This is a genomic window from Vibrio sp. 10N.261.55.A7 (genome assembly GCF_002877365.1).
Taxonomy (GTDB): Bacteria; Pseudomonadota; Gammaproteobacteria; order Enterobacterales; family Vibrionaceae; genus Vibrio.
On the sequence record NZ_MCWZ01000298.1, the window covers coordinates 15,327 to 31,887 of the forward strand.

At 46.6% G+C, this 16,561-nt stretch carries 18 protein-coding genes; 1 reads left to right on the forward strand and 17 read right to left on the reverse strand.

What is annotated here, in order from left to right:
• Positions 1-28 precede the first annotated feature (28 nt).
• Positions 29-559 (forward strand): endonuclease SmrB, encoded by a 531-nt coding sequence (smrB, locus tag BCU12_RS16400; RefSeq protein ID WP_102405334.1) that lies wholly within the window; start codon positions 29-31, stop codon positions 557-559.
• A 30-nt stretch (positions 560-589) separates the two neighbouring features.
• Here the strand turns inward: smrB and flhB are convergent, their stop codons facing one another.
• The 17 genes from flhB to BCU12_RS16485 form a co-directional block, all read right to left on the reverse strand.
• Complete coding sequence (gene flhB / locus BCU12_RS16405) at positions 590-1,720, reverse strand: flagellar biosynthesis protein FlhB (protein ID WP_102405335.1); 1,131 nt, start codon at positions 1,718-1,720, stop codon at positions 590-592.
• Between the two features lie 23 nt (positions 1,721-1,743).
• The gene (fliR, locus tag BCU12_RS16410; protein WP_102405336.1) at positions 1,744-2,526 is read right to left on the reverse strand and encodes a flagellar biosynthetic protein FliR; all 783 of its coding nucleotides are present in this window, start codon (positions 2,524-2,526) and stop codon (positions 1,744-1,746) included.
• Positions 2,527-2,535: 9 nt separating this feature from the next.
• Complete coding sequence (gene fliQ / locus BCU12_RS16415) at positions 2,536-2,805, reverse strand: flagellar biosynthesis protein FliQ (protein WP_102405337.1); 270 nt, start codon at positions 2,803-2,805, stop codon at positions 2,536-2,538.
• Positions 2,806-2,817: 12 nt separating this feature from the next.
• Positions 2,818-3,669 carry a flagellar type III secretion system pore protein FliP gene (fliP, locus tag BCU12_RS16420; RefSeq protein ID WP_241909859.1) on the reverse strand — a complete coding sequence of 284 codons (852 nt, stop codon included), beginning with the start codon at positions 3,667-3,669 and terminating at the stop codon, positions 2,818-2,820.
• Between the two features lie 13 nt (positions 3,670-3,682).
• Entirely contained in the window at positions 3,683-4,060 is a 378-nt protein-coding gene (gene fliO, locus BCU12_RS16425) for a flagellar biosynthetic protein FliO (RefSeq protein WP_102405339.1), read from the reverse strand.
• 36 nt (positions 4,061-4,096) lie between these two features.
• Positions 4,097-4,510: a flagellar motor switch protein FliN gene (gene fliN / locus BCU12_RS16430; protein WP_102405340.1), complete on the reverse strand. Its 414-nt coding sequence runs from the start codon at positions 4,508-4,510 to the stop codon at positions 4,097-4,099.
• A gap of 16 nt (positions 4,511-4,526) precedes the next feature.
• Positions 4,527-5,582 carry a flagellar motor switch protein FliM gene (gene fliM / locus BCU12_RS16435; protein ID WP_102405341.1) on the reverse strand — a complete coding sequence of 352 codons (1,056 nt, stop codon included), beginning with the start codon at positions 5,580-5,582 and terminating at the stop codon, positions 4,527-4,529.
• Between the two features lie 7 nt (positions 5,583-5,589).
• Positions 5,590-6,087, reverse strand: coding sequence for a flagellar basal body-associated protein FliL (fliL, locus tag BCU12_RS16440; RefSeq protein WP_102405342.1), 498 nt, complete (start codon positions 6,085-6,087; stop codon positions 5,590-5,592).
• Positions 6,088-6,130: 43 nt separating this feature from the next.
• Positions 6,131-8,038, reverse strand: coding sequence for a flagellar hook-length control protein FliK (locus BCU12_RS16445; protein ID WP_102405343.1), 1,908 nt, complete (start codon positions 8,036-8,038; stop codon positions 6,131-6,133).
• 129 nt (positions 8,039-8,167) lie between these two features.
• Positions 8,168-8,620, reverse strand: a complete 453-nt coding sequence (gene fliJ / locus BCU12_RS16450; RefSeq protein ID WP_102405344.1) for a flagellar export protein FliJ — start codon at positions 8,618-8,620, stop codon at positions 8,168-8,170.
• Positions 8,621-8,624: 4 nt separating this feature from the next.
• Positions 8,625-9,950: a flagellar protein export ATPase FliI gene (gene fliI, locus BCU12_RS16455; protein ID WP_102405345.1), complete on the reverse strand. Its 1,326-nt coding sequence runs from the start codon at positions 9,948-9,950 to the stop codon at positions 8,625-8,627.
• Entirely contained in the window at positions 9,950-10,747 is a 798-nt protein-coding gene (gene fliH / locus BCU12_RS16460; RefSeq protein ID WP_102405346.1) for a flagellar assembly protein FliH, read from the reverse strand. Before fliH ends, fliI begins: the two co-directional genes overlap by 1 nt.
• Positions 10,748-10,877: 130 nt before the next feature.
• Complete coding sequence (gene fliG, locus BCU12_RS16465; protein ID WP_102405347.1) at positions 10,878-11,933, reverse strand: flagellar motor switch protein FliG; 1,056 nt, start codon at positions 11,931-11,933, stop codon at positions 10,878-10,880.
• Positions 11,926-13,668: a flagellar basal-body MS-ring/collar protein FliF gene (fliF, locus tag BCU12_RS16470; RefSeq protein WP_102405348.1), complete on the reverse strand. Its 1,743-nt coding sequence runs from the start codon at positions 13,666-13,668 to the stop codon at positions 11,926-11,928. The genes fliG and fliF overlap by 8 nt, the downstream gene beginning before the upstream one ends.
• Positions 13,669-13,683: 15 nt before the next feature.
• Entirely contained in the window at positions 13,684-13,995 is a 312-nt protein-coding gene (fliE, locus tag BCU12_RS16475; RefSeq protein ID WP_102405349.1) for a flagellar hook-basal body complex protein FliE, read from the reverse strand.
• Positions 13,996-14,090: 95 nt separating this feature from the next.
• A complete protein-coding gene (locus BCU12_RS16480; RefSeq protein ID WP_102405350.1) occupies positions 14,091-15,497 on the reverse strand; it encodes a sigma-54 dependent transcriptional regulator in 1,407 nt (468 codons plus the stop codon).
• 2 nt (positions 15,498-15,499) lie between these two features.
• Positions 15,500-16,558: an ATP-binding protein gene (locus tag BCU12_RS16485; protein ID WP_102405351.1), complete on the reverse strand. Its 1,059-nt coding sequence runs from the start codon at positions 16,556-16,558 to the stop codon at positions 15,500-15,502.
• Positions 16,559-16,561: the final 3 nt, after the last annotated feature.

A 16,561-nucleotide genomic window follows, 5' to 3' on the forward strand; every position in this document is an offset into this window, starting at 1 on the left:
AAGCGACTAGCAAGACAATGAGCAAAACATGAGCAAAAAAGACACCGATATGGATGACGATTTTGCGTTATTTACTGAAGCAGTAAAGGGCGTAAAAAAGTTGCGACAGGATACCATAGTCCAGCCACCAAAAAGAAACGCTAAACAAAAAGAAGTCAAACGCACGGCTCGAGAAGCCAGTGATACTGAATTCTATTTCTCTGACGAGTTTGTGCCACTTTTAAGCCAAGACGGGCCAACACGCTATGCACGCGATGATGTATCTACGTACGAAGTCAAAAGGCTACGTCGTGGTGTGTATGTCCCGGATGTCTTTTTAGATATGCACGGTATGACTCAGAATGAAGCCAAAAGAGAGTTGGGGGCGATGATTGCTTATTGTATTAAGAATGATGTCCACTGTGCCTGTGTTCAACACGGTATTGGCAAACATATTCTTAAACAGAAATCGCCATTGTGGTTAGCCCAACACCCTGATGTGATGGCATTTCACCAGGCACCGCTTGAATTTGGCGGAGATGGCGCGTTACTCATCTTATTATCGATTCCTGAAAAGTAGCGCTAGGGAAACTCACTGCGTGAGTAAAGTTTAGTGGCGAAGGTCCGTTGGTATCGTCATCGTGTTTTCATCGAGTTTAGGTCTCTGCCCACCTCGTTTTCGGAACTGCTTCAACTGGAAAACGTACGCAAGAACTTGGGCGACAGCGGTAAAGAGCCCGTCTGGGATCTCTTGCTCTAACTCAGTGGTATGGTAAAGAGCCCTTGCAAGCGGTGGCGCAGGTATCACGTAGATATCATGTTCACGTGCCACTTCTCGAATTTTGAGTGCCATGTGATCCGCCCCTTTCGCGATAACAACGGGCGCTTTATCGACATTTTGTTTATAACGAAGTGCGACTGAAAAGTGTTCCGGGTTAGTAATAATGACGTCAGCTTCAGGGACATCGGCCATCATTCGACGTTGGGCCGCTTCGCGCTGAAGCATCCTAATGCGCCCTTTGACCTCTGGCTTACCTTCCGTATCTTTATGTTCGTCTTTCACTTCTTGTTTCGTCATCTTAAGCTTTTCGGCGTGCTGCCAAATCTGAAATGGCACATCTATCGCGACGACAATCAGTAATGAGCAGCTAATAAGAAGAATGAAATTCAATAAGATGTCGAGGGCGTGGAAAATATTCTGGGGGTAGACATCCATGCTCAATTGGAAAAGGTCATTCTTCGACGCATTAATCAGGTAAAACGCGACGCCCGATACAAGAGATACTTTGAGTATCGACTTAAGAAGCTCAACCCCACTCTGAACACCAACCATTCTTTTCAAGCCACTTAGCGGGTTCATTTTCGAAGCCTTAGGCATTGCGGCTTTCATCGAGAAATTCACGCCACCAACACCCGCTGCGCCGATAAGCGCCGCCACAAATAACATTGAAAGAATCAAGATAAGTGGCCCGAGCAGGCTAGCCAAAGCACCGACAGCAATCTCGCCCAGTTTACTCATATCAAACACTTCTTCACGGCTTAAAGTGAACAAGCGACTCATCGAGTTAAACAGCTCTTTTCCTAACGACTCGCCAAACCACATCAGAGCAATAGCCCCAACGATCAACACCGATACTGACGCCAGTTCTTTTGACCTTGCAACCTGCCCTTTTTCGCGGGCCTGCTGCAAGCGTCTGGGCGTGGCGTCTTCTGTGCGTTCTTGACCTGAATCTTCTGCCATCTAATTTCCTAATTTCCCGAGCGCTAACAATCCAATTGAATCAAACGACATATTTGCTGCTCACCTTCGATCCAAAATAGTTCGTAATGACTGAAGAGCCCCCCTAAGATGTACCAACAAATCAATAGACCAACCAATAGAGCAAAAGCAAAACCGAGTGAGAATATGTTTAATTGTGGCGCAGCACGCGTCATAACGCCAAAAGAAAGGTTTATGGTTAGCAAGGCAATAATGCCCGACAGCGCCATACTCAATGCCGTCTTAAACATCAGACCCAACCACAAAGCAATCTCACGAAAATCAACCGTGGTGAGCGATCCCGAACCAATTTTCAAACTATCAAAACTGTATACCACGAGTTGAATCATTTTTAGGTGGCCATCAGTCGATAAGAAGAACATTGTCGCCAAGAACATAAAAAGCTGACCAAGTAACGGCGTGCTTTGTCCGTTGGCTGGGTCAACCATGGATGCGAAACCCAAACTCGATTGCATACCCAATATTTGACCTAAGATGATGAACGTTTGAATCATGAACTGAGTGATGGTTCCCATCGCAACGCCAATGATAACCTGCTCTAAAACCGTAAGAAAACCTTCAAAAGAGAGCAATTCAAGCTCTTTAGGTACAGTAGGAATGGCCGGAGATACTGCCAGCGTGATTGCTAAGCCTAGATACAAACGAACACGAGAAGGGACAAATCGAGCTCCGGTTACCGACATCACCATCAACATGGCGGCTATTCGAGTATACGGCCAAAAGAAGTTGGCAATAAACTCTAAAACAACATCAGCAGGGTATTCCATAAGCCGCCTCTAATAGAGCAACTGCGGCAATCGTTCGATAATGCCAAAGAAATAGTCCATTAATATCTGCATCATCCAATGGCCAAACAGCATTAACGCAAGAAGCGTGACGATTAGACGAGGTAAAAAGCTCAGTGTCTGTTCATTGATTGATGTCGCCGCCTGAAAGACAGCAACCACTAAACCCACCAGAAGACTAGGGATGATGATGGCACAAACCATCAACAGCACCATCCAAAGGGCTTCTCTAAAGATTTCAACAAACAGCTCAGGAGTCATGGTTATCTCCCGTCACAATGCAAAACTTGCGGCCAAGGTGGAGAGTATAAGATTCCATCCATCGACAAGTACAAACAGCATGAGTTTAAATGGCAAAGATACGATCATGGGTGACAACATCATCATACCCATAGCCATCAAAATGGACGCCACGACAAGGTCAATAATCAAGAAAGGCAAAAAGAGCATAAAGCCAATTTGGAAAGCCGTCTTGAGCTCAGACGTAATAAACGCTGGAATCAAGACCGCCATGGAGACATCTTCCGGTTGATTGACCGTAGAGCCAGAGATTTTCACAAACGTTTCGAGATCTTTAACACGTGTCTGTTTCAGCATGAAGGCTTTTAACGGCTCTTGCGCCGTGTCGAACGCTTGTCTCGCCGTGATGGATTCGTTCAAGTATGGCTGTACGGCGTCCTCGTTTATCTTATTGATCACCGGTGACATGATGAAAAAGGTCAGGAAGATAGCGATACCAATGATCACTTGATTCGATGGTGTTTGTTGTAAACCCATTGCTTGACGCAAAATCGACATGACCACCACGATACGGGTAAACGAGGTCATCAAAATAACCATGGCAGGCAAAAAGCCCAACATGGTCATGAGTGCCAGTATCTGGATATTAACCGAGTAGTCTTCACCACCGTTTGGGTTTGCGGTCATCGTAAACGCAGGAATGCCACCGCCTCCACTCACACTGCCGGAAGCGGTACTGCGAGAAGCGCCTTGATCGTTTTCCATCGCGGTCACAGTCACGCTCGAAGCGCCCGCTGCTGTAGAAGGAATCGGCGTCTCTAGTTCTTCTTGAGCAAAAGATGCCGAAGCAAAAATTGCCAATACAAAAGCGAGTATCAGTGGCATGAAACGTTTAAGTTTAACCATTTTTCTTCAATAGCTGGCTCATTTGGTCTGCAAACGATCCGGACGCTAACTCCTCCTGAGTAATCGGGGTATCAAGCTTTGAGATAAGTTGTATCGACTGACTTGTGACACCAACCAAGAACTGATCTTCCCCAGCTTGCACGATCATAATTCGTTCTTTCGTGCCAACTGATATCTGACGAACGATACTCAGCCCTTTCTGGTTCATCATTGTTGGCACGCGCATTCTTTTTAACGCCCAGGCCAACACGACAATCAAAGCAATAACGAATAAAAGCGACCCTACCGTGGTCGCTAAATCTAACTGAGTACCCGTTGCTGCCATCGAGCTAAATGACATTAAAGATAGCCCTAATACTGCGAATTTCATTAATTACGTTTACTTCTCGGTTATCTACAAGCTGGATTATCGAAGCTTCTTAATACGCTCAGTTTGGCTAATAACATCGGTTAAACGAATACCAAACTTGTCATTGACGACAACGACTTCACCGTGGGCAATTAACGTACCGTTAACCAATACATCAAGCGATTCACCCGCAACGCGCTCAAGTTCCACAACCGAACCTTGGTTCAGTTGCAGCAAGTTTCGGATACTAATCTGAGATCGCCCTACTTCCATAGAAATAGTCACTGGAATGTCTAAAATCGTATCAAGCTTACGACGTTCATCATCTGAAATTGGTGAAGATGTATCTTGTAACTCATCAAGCGGAGCAGCAAGAATATCGTCAACGTCAACTTCTGGCGCAGCCGGATCTTCCCCTAACGCAGCAGCCCATTCGTCGGCTAGTTTCTGGTCGTCACTTGGTTCACTCATTCTTTATTACCTACTCTTAATACTCGTCATCATCGTCGCCATCATCATTTTCAAACTCGGACATGATGTCTTTGCCGAGGAAAGCGAGATCCGTTTTAACTACATCTGGGCGTTTAATTTTTTCTGATACTTGAACTGCTAGGTTTTCACCGGATCGGCCCATCTTGACTCGGTACGTCGGCAGTTCTTCAACAAACATGGTGGCGTGTTCTGGCATGGTAATCGGAATAATATCCCCTGCTTGAAGCTCCATCAGATCACGCAGAGAAATGTCTTGTTCTAGTAAGTTCACTCGGAAATTAACGGGAACATCCATGATCTCTTCACGGAGTGCAGAGCTCCAACGAATGTCCGTTTCCATTTTGTCCGATTGAACACCCGCATCAAGCAGCTCGCGAATAGGTTCAACCATGGAGTAAGGCATCACAACGTGGAAGTCACCACCGCCACCGTCCACTTCAATGTGGAAGGAGCTCACAACAATCACTTCTGTTGGGCTGACAATATTCGCCATGCTTGGGTTTACTTCTGAATCCAGATACTCAAATTCGACCCCCATTACCGGAGACCAAGCTTCTTTGTAATCTTCGAAAACTATCTTGAGTAGGAGCTGAACGATTCGTCTTTCCGTTGGCGTAAATTCACGACCTTCAATACGGGCATGGAAACGTCCATCACCACCGAAAAAGTTCTCTACTAGGATGAACACCAGTCGCGCTTCCATTGTCACGAGCGCCGTTCCTTTCAGCGGTCTGAATCGAACCATGTTTAAACTGGTTGGGACATACAATGTATTTTGGTATTCACCAAACTTCATCATTTGTACGCCGTTAATTGACACTTCCGCCGTTTTTCTCAGCATATTAAATAGGCTGATCCTCAAGTGCCGCGCAAAACGCTCGTTAATGAGCTCAAGCGTCGGCATTCGTCCGCGGACAATTCGGTCTTGCGAAGAGAAATCAAAGTTAACCGCCGAGGCATTATCTACCTCAGCTTCATCTTCCACTTCATCGACATCATCAACACCGTGAAGGAGCGCATCAATTTCATCTTGGCTTAATAGATCGGTCACGTCACACCTATTGGATTACAAAATCGGTAAACAAGACTCGCTCAATCACAGAGTGACCAACCGCACGCGTCAAATTCGCTTTAATGTCTTCGCTCGCTTTTTCGCGCAACTCTACACGACCATTCGCACTGCGCAGCTGATCAACCGTTGCAGATGCAAAAGTCCCTAGCAAAGCACTTTCAATAAGTGGAGAGTGATAGCGAGCGAGATTTTCGTTTTCACTGCCGCGCACCATTAACTGAACTTTTATTTGTACCAGCCTATCGCGAGAATCCCCAGTCACGTTGAATAAAAACGGTTGGGGGATATTTACATACGCGACAGGTTCTTCTGGAATATTCACCGCAGCTTGCATTTCAGCTTCAGCGCCATCAGGTTCGCTTGAACCCATCAAGAAAAATGCAGCACCACCGCCGCCAACGAGCAATACAACGACAGCAATAATAATGATTAAGAGTTTACTTTTTCCTTTGGGTGCTTCTTGTTCTAATTCTTCGTCAGCCATATCCGTCTCAATTTTCTCTTTCTATCATTCTGTTTTGTATAGTTTAAGCGTAATAACTGATTCCATCACGCTTTGTTGTGACATTCAAATCAACTTTTGTGCCTGAATCAAGGTTTTCGTCACCATTTGTGGCTTGGCTGCCTGAAGCTTGACCAGATTGTTGGTTTTCTTGTGCGGCATAACGACCTTGTTGTTGCCCAGCACTTTGCTGCTGAACAGAAGAATCCCCCAATTGCATGCCTTGTTGAGCCAACATTTCGCGTAATCTTGGCATGGATTGCTCTATCATTTCTCTTGCCTGAGGGTTACTGACTGTAAAGTGAACCGCGGTATTGTCGCCATTCATGTTCATGCGAATTTGCATTCTTCCCAACTCAGGTGGGTCAAGTCGAATATCAATATTTTTCAGGTTCTTCGACATCATCATTTGCACACGCTCAGCCATTTGATCCGTGGCCATTTCCCTATTCAGTGGCATAGGGGCTTGTGCCTGTGCCGCTGCATCTGTACGTGTTGCGGTGATACCCGGCTGCTGGCCTGCTGCTTGCGCAATTTGTTGAGCTAACGCCGCGTCTTTTGGATCATTTGATTGGGCTGAGTTAATCCCATTGGCCGCTTTTAATCCTAATGCTGCTTTCAACGCAGCCTGATTGCTCGCTTGACCATGCACACCCGTTGGCAGTGCGCTGTTTGCCGCCACCATTTGTTGCAATTGAGCTTGCGTTAAATCAGCAGGCATAGAAGAGGCCATATTTTCCATTGCGATTTTATCCAATGGAGACATTGCTTGCGCTGCTGTTTGATGTTGTTGATTGAGCGCCTGCTGGACTGAGGCAGCAACTGCAGCTTGATTTTGTGGAACAGGTACTTGGCCTCTCGACGCTTTCATTGCGACTTCATCAAGCGCAGCCTGTTCAGCCGAAGCTGGGTTATTCCAAGCAATAGCACTGGCTCCCATTCCTGCTGCGACTATGGCTTCTTGCTCTATTTGGCTCGTATCAGCAGCGCTCACTGAACCGACCGTCTGCATTGCCTGTGTATCTGCTCGTGGGTCAACACCTTCTACTGGTTGACCTTTAGAAGGGGATACCTGAGTTAACTGCGCAGCGTTGGCTATCTCATCGTCTTGATTGACCATCTGACTACCCGCTACTGCCGCCGCTAGCATGTCTTTATCTGTATTTTTTGCTGAACCGTCTTGCACTGACATAGTGGCAACATCACTTTTAGCCAGACTGCTGTCGAGCTGTTCACCTTGTATAAAGGGTTTGATTGATTCAGGGAGTTCCGCCGCAGTGCTTTGACCACCTTCTATAGTCAAATCTACTTTTTCCTTGTTCGCCGCCTGCTTGATAGCTTGGGTTTCCTGCTCTTTGGTCCCGGTTGCTACCGCTGGAACTTTGGCGGCAGGATCACCATCATCTTCTTGCTGAGGCAATGGTTTGCCGTTATTCCCCTTAAGTGCGTTATTTGATTCATTCAAACGATCGAGTAACTCATCACTCTCGCTCACCGTCTGAGACGCACTCTTAGAGCTTTGTTCTTGGTTTTCTTTATCTGACTTAGCCATGGTCACCGCTTTATCGAGCGACTTATCTTCCTCATCGGTTGCGCTCTTTACTGCCTTGCTATCAGTATCAGATGCATTCGCTTGCTTTAAAAGTGCATCGGCACTTTCATCGCTTTCTGAATCACTTGCTTTAGCGACACTCTTTCCATCCGCCCCTTCAGAATCAACGGCTTGCCCTTCCTTCTCGGCCCCATCTACTGGCGCATTCTTTGCCGTTTCATCACCATCGATTAAATCACCTACCATCTCAGAGAATGCAGCAAAAAAGCCACCCGATTCAGTCGAAGTTGCATCAGACACTTCAGATGCAGCCCCGCTACCAACAGAAGCAGTGGCTTTAGTTTTTGGGCTATCGGAAACTGGCGTAAGATTTATATTCATATCGGTAACACTCTTAGCAAGGAAACGGTTTACTTCGTTCTCATTATCTCAGCGGCAAATAGGATGAATGGAAGCTCCTAAACGCTATTTAACTCAAGATAATTGCAAGAAGTACGCCAAGAGTTTTAGCTAAAAGAGATCTCGCTTCGATTTGATGCGACTAAACTGAAGGGTTGAAAACTCATCCAGTTGCTTCTGCTCTCGAGCGTCTTGAAGCTTCTGCTGCTCGGACTGTTTCTTTTCTAATAACCATTCATAAGAACGACGTTGTTTTCGCACTTCTAACCAGTGCTCTTGGCAGTTATCCACTTGGCTTTTAAAGTGCTCCTCTGCCAGTTTTTGTTTGGCGAGCGTTTCATCCAATTGGGTTAGAAATCGATTAAGGTGGCCATATTCACTGGCCGTTAACCCCTGCTTTCCGCGATCGATCAATTGCTGGCAATAATCAAGGCGATACTTTTCAATTTGTGAAAGTTGATCGTAATAATTATCGAGTTCAGAGCGAGCCTGGTTAAGTGCCAATACCGCTTGGTCTTCGCGATCTTTAGATTGTTCCAGCAAGAACCCTAACGCATTATCCATATCGCTATGACTCTATCTGTAGTACGTTTTTAAGCATGCCCACGCACATTGCGTACGGTACGCTCTCTTTCATACTTTGCTGCAGATACTCGTCCAATCGAGGTTTGAGCGTAAATGCACTGTCTATCGCCTGATCACTGCCTGGTTTATAAGCACCAATTGAAACCAAGTCCTGGTTTTTGCGACAAATTGACAGCACTTGTCTCACCGCTTTCGACATTAACATGTGTTCTTCAGAAGTGATCTGAGGCATCACTCGACTTACCGATTTTTCTACATCAATCGCCGGATAGTGCCCTGCATCAGCCATTTCACGAGAAAGTACCACGTGACCGTCCAATATGGCACGTGAGGCGTCGGCAATGGGGTCTTGCAGATCATCACCTTCAGTCAATACGGTAAAGAAAGCGGTAATCGACCCTTGTTCTTCACTCCCGTTACCTGCTCTTTCCACCAACGCAGGCAATTTCGCAAATACCGAGGGCGGGTAGCCTTTCGTGGCGGGAGGCTCACCGACTGACAGTGCAATCTCACGCTGAGCTTGGGCAAATCGAGTTAGTGAATCCATTAAAAGCAGAACATCGAGCCCTTGATCTCGAAAATATTCCGCAACCGTGAGCGCCGTCTGGCAACCTTTTAATCGCATCAATGGTGAAGAGTCAGCAGGCGCGGCAACAACAACGGAACGCTGTCGTCCATCGACTCCTAGGATCTCTTCAATAAACTCTTTCACTTCTCGTCCACGCTCACCGATCAGGCCAACAACGACAACCTGAGCCGTTGTTCCTCTGGTCATCATTCCGAGAGTGACTGACTTACCGACACCTGAACCGGCAAACAGCCCAATTCGTTGGCCCTTGCCGACGGTGAGTAGGCCGTTTATCGCTTTTAGGCCTACGTCTAACGGTTCAGTGATGGGTTTACGTGACAGTGGATTAATAGGAGCGGAATTAAAAGCGGCGCGCTTTTCGGTATAGATAGCGCCAAGACCGTCGATCGGGTTTCCGACACCATCAATGACACGGCCAAGCAGCTCCATGCCCACAGGCAGGCCAACGTCCGTCGTCAGTGGCGTCACTTTCGCACCGGGTAAAACGCCCGTGATTTGCTCACTTGGCATGAGATAGAGATTATCACCTGAGAAGCCAACGACTTCAGCTTCCATTTCACCAGACATGGTTTCAACCGAACATAAGCTGCCAATTGGCGCACGACACCCTGTCGCTTCCAAGGTCAGCCCTACCACTCTCACCAATTTCCCAGATGCAACCGGTTTACAGCTGACCCCATGAGTTTTGTATTGGTTGAGGCGTTCGGCTAATGGCAACATTACTCGCCACCTTGATGACGATTACTGCCACAAAAGCTAGAGATAACCGAGCGAACGCGCTCTTCCAGTCGGTAGTTAACGCTCGACTCACCCGCTTCAATTTGTACATCGCCACGGTTAAGGGCAGGCTCCGTATGCAGCGTCCAATTACGAAAATCGAGTTCTTTCTCACCATAAGACTGGCGAATGATCTCTGCATCTTCTGGATGAAGTTTTAGGGTGATTGCGTGACCAGAAACAGGCAGCGCTTCCACAGATTGTTTTAAAGAATCGAGGATGACTTGAGGGTTGGTTTGCGCTTCTACGTGAACCACTTCTTTGACTAAGATAAGCACCATGTCTACCAACTGCTTTTCAACCTGAGCATTCATAAGTTCAAGAGGTTGCGCGAACTGGTTAGCCAGGCCGACAAAAGTTTGCACCTGCTGATCTATCTGTTCCTGAGCGGCCACTAAGCCTTCAGTCTGGCCAGATTCTAGGCCTTCTTTATGGCCTTCTTCTAGCCCCTGCTCTTTGCCTTTTTCGTAGCCTTGTTTGAAGCCGGCTTCTTGCCCTTGCAGTAGGCCTTCTTGATACGCCGATTGCTTAATATTTTCAATATCTGCGTCGGTGAGTTCAACGGGGGCTTCTTCAACCGGTTCATCAAAACTAGGCACCCACCCTGGGTCGTAGTTCATGGCCGTGTCTTTGGCTTCTTTATTTACCTCTGCCCCATAGTCAGGTAAGCCCCATTTTTTAGGCTGAGCTTCGGAGTCGTTATCGAGGCGTAAAAAGCCTCGTTTTCTTTCACCTGACATGGCGTACCTTAATTCTTTATTCGAGATACGTGAGACGTCGTCGTATCAAATAGTCGAGCTCTGCACGTTAAATTGGAGAACAGGCGCCACAAAGCGCCATTCAAATTTTAGACTCAAGCGATCACTATGATTATAGGAACTCGTCCGCACCACCAGAAAGCATGATTTCGCCGTTGTCGGCCATGCGTCTTGCAATCGCAAGGATCTCTTTCTGCGCCGCTTCTACATCCGATACTTTTACTGGAGGCATTGCTTCCAAATCGTCGGCCATCATCTCAGCAGCACGTTTCGACATGTTCTTGAATATCTTATCTCGTAGTCCATCATCAGCCCCTTTAAGAGACTTTTGTAGGACATCTTGAGGGACATCACGCAGCAACTTTTGAATACCTTGATCGTCAACTTCGATGAGGTTTTCAAAGACAAACATAAGATCTTGAATCTGCGTTGCCATATCTTCATCTTGGTCGCGAATTTGGTCAATAAGCGCCCCTTCAACATTGGTATCCATGTAGTTCATGATTTCAGCGGCTGCTTTCAGGCCACCAATTTTGGCTGCTTGAGCACCAGCTTGACCAGCAAACTGTTTCTCCATGATTTCGTTCAACTCAGCCAGTGCAGATGGTTGAACTTCTTCAAGGTTAGCAATTCGCATCATGAGATCTAAACGGTCACGTTCCGCAAACTGAGATAAGATCTCAGCGGATTGATCCGCCTCTAGATAGGACAGAACGATAGTTTGAATCTGAGGGTGTTCATTAATAATAATGCTGGCCACTTGACGTGGATCCATCCATTTCAATGAATCCAGACCTTTAGAGCCCGTACCCAACAATATTTGGTCAACAAGGTTGTTGGCTTTGTCTTCACCAAGAGCAGCAACAAGTGCATTACGCATAAAGTCTTCGCTGCCCATACCAATGTTGGTGTATTTCTGGATGTCTTCCAAAAATGCACGATGCACTGCACCCACTTTTTCTTGGCTAAGATCTGAGGCTTGCGCCATGGCACTACCAACACGCTGAACTTGCTTCGGTTCTAAGTGACGAATGATACCCGCAGCATCTTCTTCATTAAGACTCAACAGCAGAATCGCGGCTTTTTCATCACCCGTGATCGTTGAAATGTCGACGGTCTGTTCGTCACCGTTGGCCCCATCTTCTTGGGGTACAATATCGTTAGGCATCTTCCATCCAATTCTTCACAACTTGAGCAGCAAGCTCAGGTTCATTAGCCACTAATGCACGTACCGCTTTAAGTACATCTTCGTCTTTATGGAGATTAGGTAAATCAATGCTTGAACCAAACTCAAACAGTTCGCCACCCTCAATGTCACCGCCAATCAGGCTAGTTTCACCGTCCACACCGATTGGCATGCCATCAGGTCCGTACATCCCTTCATCTTCATCAGCAGCAGGGTTGAGCAGTTTCTTCATAGCCGGGCGAACCAACACAAGAATCACAACAACGATGACTAATGCACTCGCAAACCAGCGAATCCAATCATTGAAGTTCGGGTGCTCCCAAATTGGCACATCAGCAATGGTTTCCATCTCTGGTACAGCAAAGTTCATGCTCAATACATTGAGTAAATCACCACGGCTTTCGTTAAAACCAACCGCACCAATCAACACCTGACGAATTGAATTTAGGTCACCTTCACTCAATGCGGTATACGTCGTCTCGCCCGTTTCAGGGTTGACGGAACTTTGGTTCTTGATCGCGACCGCAACGGTTTGTCGATTCACAGTGCCCGCTTGTCGTCTCTCGTGGCTAATCGTGGTATCAAGTTCGAAGTTTCGAGTGGCTTCTTTGTGCACAGAGCCTTGACCCAGTAGCGAGCCATCTTTCATTTGAGCAACATCTTGAGGGATGGACGCATCGGCTGGAGGCTGGTTACTGAGCGCTCCAGGAACACCCGCAACAACGTTTCCGTTATTGTAATCTTCTAGCGTATATTCGCTTCGAGTCGCAGGGGTATTGGGATCAAATTGTTTTCTTGTCTGCTCAATCGCACTGAAATCCAGTTCAATATCCACTTGCGCGGTGTAGTTACCAAAACCTAAGATTGGGATAAGAACAGAGTCAATTTTTTCGCGCATCGCTTGTTCTTGCTTGCGCTCTAACTCATGCTCTTTACGACGAGCGGCTGACGCTGGATCTTGAGAGCCAGAGCTGAGCAATCGACCGTGTTGATCGGTCACCGTCACGCGAGTTGGTTTCATTCCTGGTACAGCACTCGCAACCATATCGACGATAGAATCAACTTCTGTCTGTCGTAAATTGGTGCCGGTTCTAAGCGTAAGGAAAACAGATGCAGAGGCTTCTTGATTGTGTCGAACAAACACACTCTGCTTAGGCAATGCAAGTAACACGCGTGCTCTTCGCACTTGGTTCATCTCTTCCATTGCTTTGGAAAGCTGACGTTCACGGCTTAATTTAAGACGTTCTAGCTCTAGGCGCTGTGATACGCCAAAGCCCATGTCTTGCATTAAAATCTCATCGCCAGCGTTGCTCGTTTGGTTCAGACCAGCGCGAGATAGATTAAGCTTCAAACTGTTATATTCGCCAACAGGCACAAGTATGGTGTTACCGTCGAGTCGGTATTCCAGCTTCTGTTGATCGAGGTAATCTAAAACCGGGATAAGTTCGTCTGTTTCATAGGCACCTAATGGGCGCATTTCAGGCTCTTTAACCCAGAAAAACAACATGACTATTAGAGCGACACAGATAGAAATAGAAAGGACGAGAACCACTTGACGAAGCAAATCTAAATCACCGATTGCCATATCAAATTTCGATGAACTCTTTTCGTCTAGATCGGGGTTCTGTGCGTGCGCATCAAGATCAGAGCTCACCATCGCGGTACTGTCTGCTGAATCTGATAGCGCTAAGTCTGTTGTTTGGGTATCGTCGGCCACGGTCAATTACCTAATCTATACTGGCATGTTCATAAGTTCTTTGTACGATTCAACAAGCTTGTTTCGTACTTGTATTGTCGCCTCAAAAGCAACACTCGATTTATTTCGAGCAATCATGACATCTGAAAGAGAAACGTCTTCGTCACCGCGGTCAAAGCGCATCTGCAAATTGCCCGATGCTTTCTGTAAACCATTCACGTTATTAATCGCCTTGGTCAACATATTGCCAAAATCCGCACCTACCGTGTGTCCAGTGGCCGTAGGCTTTGTGTTTGTCGCCTCAAGCTTAAGCGCTTGCATCTCTCCCTGAAGACCATCGATTCTCATAACAACCTCTAATGCCAATTCTTTGACTTATGCTAATTCCTAACCAATTAATGCAATTATTACGCCATATTGTAAACGACTAATTTGATACATATTTAGCCAGGAACATCGATACCTGCATCTCTCATTTTCGCCAACTTATAGCGTAACGTTCTCGGGCTTATGCCCAATTTTTCCGCCATTTCTTTGCGGCGACCATTACACTCCACAAGCGTGTCTAAGATGATGCTGTACTCTTGATCTCTAAGCTCACCGCCGAGGCCGGAAGACGAGACTGAGTTTTGATAGGGAGAATCCACTTCCGCCACTGGCTTAACCGTAGGCGCGGCGCTACCAGACTCCACCACCTGCTGTAGGCTATTTGCGTCTTGCCAATCTATGCCTTCCAGTAAAATATGTTCACCGGTGATGTTCTGGTTATCACTTAGAATCAGCGCACGCTGAACGACGTTATCTAATTCTCTGACATTCCCAGGCCAGGTATAGCCCAGCAGTTTTCTCACCGCTTCTGAATTAAATTGAGGAACAGGTAAGCCGAGCTTCTTACAGTGGCGCTCTACTAGATGCTGCGCCAAAGGCTCTATGTCTCCAACTCGTTCGCACAATGCCGGCCAAGTGATTGGGAAAACGTTCAATCGGTAATACAGATCTTCTCTGAAGTTGCCTTCCAATACATACTGCTTAAGATCTCGGTTACTCGTTGCAAGAACGCGAACATCCAATTGAACACTTTTACGACTGCCTAAACGTTCCACTTCTCTTTCTTGAATCACACGCAGAAGTTTGGCTTGCAGATTCAGATCCATTTCACTGATTTCGTCAAGTAAAATGGTGCCGCCTTGCGCTTGTTCAAACTTGCCAGGACAGGCTTGAACGGCGCCGGTGAATGCCCCTTTTTCATACCCAAATAACGTGGCTTCCAACATATTGTCTGGAATAGCTGCACAGTTAATCGCAACGAAAGGACCATTCTTACGGTTCGACGCGTTATGAATATAACGAGACATGACTTCTTTACCAGAGCCACTCGGACCAAGTACCATCACGTTAGCATCAGTTTTAGCCACTTTGTCTGCCAATGCCAAGAGCTTAAGACTCTTCTCATCCGCGACGATGGCATCGCCATTATCGTCTGAACGAACAGGCGCATATCGACTCACCATATTGAGCAGAACTTCTGGAGCAAATGGCTTCGCCATATAGTCTATCGCACCATCTTTCATGGCAGAGACGGCATCTTCTATATTGGCGTAGGCCGTCATCAGGAGAACAGGAAGATTTGGCCAGTGCTGTTTGATGTTTCGCAATAGAGCTAAGCCGCCCATACCCGCCATTTGAACGTCTGAAACAACAATATCGATTGAATTAGCTTTCAGTTTAACAAGCGCATCTTCTGCGCTGTCAGCTTCAAGCCATTCGTAGCCTGCGAGTGCCAATGTATCGACCAAAGCTTCGCGTAGACCTTCATCATCTTCAACTATCAAGACCTTACTTTGTGCCATTGTTATTCTCCATTAGGTGATTCTTGAGCTTCAGAACGTTCTTGTTGCAGGGGTATACACATGGTGAAACATGCCCCGTCGCCTTGTTCTGAAATAAGCTCTAATTGGCCGTCGTGGGCACGGCAAACCATTTGTACTACTGCAAGCCCTAAGCCTGTACCTTGAGAGCGAGTCGTAAAAAAGGGTTCCATGATTTTGCTTTGCAGTTCTTTAGGGACACCGGGGCCACTGTCTTGAACTGATATCTTTAGCGTGCCATTGACTGGGCGGAAAAATACATCAACTTGTGAATTTTTTCCGCTAATTTGAATCGCATTCAATACGAGGTTACTCAGTGCAGATGCGATTGCGTTTGCATTGCCCAGAAGCGTCGTTTCTTCTTGTTCCACTTCTAGGCAAAAATCAATTTGGTTGTGTTTCAGCGCTGTTTCAACCATAGGGTTAAACTCGGCAACCAAATCACCGATACTAAATGGTTTGACGACTTTATTATCGCCACCTTTGGCAAACAGCAGCATATCATTGACCTGTTTTTCTAGGTCATGAAGCCTATCCATCAACTTTGATTGGAATCGGTCTTTTGTGGCACTCGGTAGATTAGGCGCGGCCAGATTTGAAGCATAGAGCATCGCGCTAGACAGCGGGGTTCTTACTTGATGAGCAAGTGATGCCACCATTTTACCTAAAGACGATAAGCGTTGCAGGTCGCCAATGCGAGATTGCAACAGCCGAGTTTCGGTAAGATCAGTAATAAGAATAAGTTGACCTGTGTTCGACGCAGATATGGCTAGTCTCACTTTCCGCCCGTTGCGCAGTGAGATTTCATGGCCGTCATCTTCGCGTGGAGAGAACGCAGCTTGAATGATGGTAAACCATTTTTCTCCAATCAATGGAACTTCTAGCAACTTCTGCGCTTCAGGATTGGCTTCTTGAACCACACCCTGAGTGTCGAGCAAAATCATACCTGCTGGCATCACATCAAGCACTTGCCTATAGCGCTCAACCTGCTCTTCCAGTGATCCTAAATGTGAATGATGTTCCGTTGAATCTAGTATTTGCATGTC

Bases quoted from the DNA above. Each gene is read 5' to 3' on its own strand.
- BCU12_RS16445 (WP_102405343.1), bottom strand. From the start codon at position 8,038: ATGAATATAAATCTTACGCCAGTTTCCGATAGCCCAAAAACTAAAGCC.
- fliN (WP_102405340.1), bottom strand. From the start codon at position 4,510: ATGAGTGAACCAAGTGACGACCAGAAACTAGCCGACGAATGGGCTGCT.
- smrB (WP_102405334.1), top strand. From the start codon at position 29: ATGAGCAAAAAAGACACCGATATGGATGACGATTTTGCGTTATTTACT.
- fliE (WP_102405349.1), bottom strand. From the start codon at position 13,995: ATGAGAATCGATGGTCTTCAGGGAGAGATGCAAGCGCTTAAGCTTGAG.
- BCU12_RS16480 (WP_102405350.1), bottom strand. From the start codon at position 15,497: ATGGCACAAAGTAAGGTCTTGATAGTTGAAGATGATGAAGGTCTACGC.
- fliH (WP_102405346.1), bottom strand. From the start codon at position 10,747: ATGTCAGGTGAAAGAAAACGAGGCTTTTTACGCCTCGATAACGACTCC.
- fliL (WP_102405342.1), bottom strand. From the start codon at position 6,087: ATGGCTGACGAAGAATTAGAACAAGAAGCACCCAAAGGAAAAAGTAAA.
- fliR (WP_102405336.1), bottom strand. From the start codon at position 2,526: ATGGAATACCCTGCTGATGTTGTTTTAGAGTTTATTGCCAACTTCTTT.
- fliI (WP_102405345.1), bottom strand. From the start codon at position 9,950: ATGTTGCCATTAGCCGAACGCCTCAACCAATACAAAACTCATGGGGTC.
- flhB (WP_102405335.1), bottom strand. From the start codon at position 1,720: ATGGCAGAAGATTCAGGTCAAGAACGCACAGAAGACGCCACGCCCAGA.
- BCU12_RS16485 (WP_102405351.1), bottom strand. From the start codon at position 16,558: ATGCAAATACTAGATTCAACGGAACATCATTCACATTTAGGATCACTG.
- fliQ (WP_102405337.1), bottom strand. From the start codon at position 2,805: ATGACTCCTGAGCTGTTTGTTGAAATCTTTAGAGAAGCCCTTTGGATG.
- fliJ (WP_102405344.1), bottom strand. From the start codon at position 8,620: ATGGATAATGCGTTAGGGTTCTTGCTGGAACAATCTAAAGATCGCGAA.
- fliG (WP_102405347.1), bottom strand. From the start codon at position 11,933: ATGCCTAACGATATTGTACCCCAAGAAGATGGGGCCAACGGTGACGAA.
- fliP (WP_241909859.1), bottom strand. From the start codon at position 3,669: ATGCCACTGATACTCGCTTTTGTATTGGCAATTTTTGCTTCGGCATCT.
- fliO (WP_102405339.1), bottom strand. From the start codon at position 4,060: ATGAAATTCGCAGTATTAGGGCTATCTTTAATGTCATTTAGCTCGATG.